Raw genomic sequence first — 1,942 nt, forward strand, 5'->3', positions numbered from 1 at the left:
GCTTCCGGTCACACTATCACAAGCTTTGCGATTGCAGTTGTGATTTTTTACTATACTCGTTCACTCGGGAAGCGATGGATAGGATGGCTCGCGTTAGTTATTGCTGCGCTAGTAGCGTTTTCCAGAGTTTATCGAGGAGTACACTGGCCCTCTGATGTAATTATCGGCGCCCTAATAGGTTCCCTCTGCGGCTACGTATGCGCCCGCCTGTTCGATAAGAAAAGTCGAAAGGCAGATACGGAACCTTCTCCTGATTTCGGGCGTGGGCATCAGGATTAGGTTAAGATTTGGATTGTGGATTTGGGGACTTCTCTTTCAGTGCCATTGCTTCGGCACAATCAGCCTCGCAATGACACGTTCGTGTCGGGGGCTGCGCCCCTGACACCCCTCCAAAGCCTTAATCTCTTCCCTACCGCTTCAACACAAACCCCGCATTCACCCAATTGGCAAAAGCGTAGCGGTTGTCGTCGTCTACGGAGGTTACTACCAGGCTGATGGTGCCACAGCCTTCGGGGATGGGGATATTAAAGCGCCAAGGTCCTTGCGCGATGCGGAGGATGGGACTCTCAGTCACCAACGTGCCATCGATGAATACTTTGAAGATAACGCTTGGGTACATCGCTTTCTCGCGGCCCCAAGCGTCACCGAACATAGCCTCATCGTTGCCTGCTAACCCCACGAAACGATCGTACTCCGGCTTGATCGTATAGAGAAGTTGCGAGGGGGCTTGAACGCCCATTCCCTTCTCATATTTTGTGTCTCGAATGGTTAAAGGAGTATTGGTATAGGACATATCCTTTGCTGGCTGTTTATGGGAGATGTACAAGTGGTATCCAGGAACCGTCTGTCTGAGCGGCTCGATGTCTGAAAGGTGAACATCCGGCATCGGCGGCATCGCAGGCAGGCGAACCATATAGCCGTTACCTTCTAAACAGATCTGCACTCCATCACGATATGCTTTAGCTCGCACATTGGCCGTATCTATCACCGAAAATGGGGTGCTATACAGAGTTGAACTCTCATCCGGTTCGCTTCCATCGAGTGTGTATCGAATTTCCGCGCCCTCATTCAAAGGAGCCGACAAGGTGACCATTACATCGTTCTCAAAGTAATATGGCCGAGTTGACTGTCCCCAGGGAGTCACTCGGACAGGGTCAACCACCCACTCTTCTTGCCATAAACTCTCTTTTTTGAACTCGTTCGCGAGATGAATCGTCGGCATAGCCGTTTCTAATTGTTGGATAATTTCTTTGGTTCCCTTATCGGGATCCTCGCCTACAGAGGGGTCATAGCCTGAAATCCCATCGGTCATATCCCTCGCAAGAATGGCTTTAAGTCCGGTTCGCAACATCGGGCCGATACCGACCGGTTTACCAGTTGTACAACAGTTGGTGTGGAAGCCGAGATAGATAAGATGCGTAATCCCAAGCTCTTTGCACCAAGAGTAAAGCTGCTCAGTGCCCTCAACTACTAGGTCCTGGTCAAGCAGCTCGAGCACAGGACATATCGCATCCCAACCATAATTGCACCGACACCGAAGCCCCGGCCCGCACATGCACGCGCCGTCCTGGAATACTTCGATATTGGGCAACGAATTCGGCTCAAGCTCCGGTAGCGGATGCGGTTTTAGCGCGCAGGCGATTTCTCGTTGCGGAGTACCCACATAATGGTCGGCCACATCCGTCGGCGCCCAGAACACTTGCATACCTAACATTCGAGCGCACTCGGCCGCCTTATTCATTCGAAGGGCAAACGACCCACACCGCTCCGTAGCCGTCATGCACCAGTGAAAATTCCAAGTATCGACTAAAATCAGCCCAAGCTGCGAGGTGGGGATAGTTTCCTTGCTAACAACTATCTCCGACGTCCGCCAATCCGCTGAAGTCTTCCTTGTCTGCAGTTCAAGTTCCATTTACTACTCCTATCAATTATACTAATCCGA

At 51.4% G+C, this 1,942-nt stretch carries 2 protein-coding genes; one reads left to right on the forward strand and one right to left on the reverse strand.

Annotated features, from left to right (window positions below; translation table 11 throughout):
* The coding region (locus tag WCO51_13155; GenBank protein MEI6514201.1) for a phosphatase PAP2 family protein at nt 1-279 on the forward strand (279 nt) is incomplete at its 5' end.
* Between the two features lie 130 nt (nt 280-409).
* Here the strand turns inward: WCO51_13155 and WCO51_13160 are convergent.
* Complete coding sequence (locus WCO51_13160; GenBank protein MEI6514202.1) at nt 410-1,912, reverse strand: NPCBM/NEW2 domain-containing protein; 1,503 nt, start codon at nt 1,910-1,912, stop codon at nt 410-412.
* Nucleotides 1,913-1,942: the final 30 nt, after the last annotated feature.

This window comes from bacterium (assembly GCA_037131655.1).
Taxonomy (GTDB): Bacteria; Armatimonadota; Fimbriimonadia; order Fimbriimonadales; family JBAXQP01; genus JBAXQP01.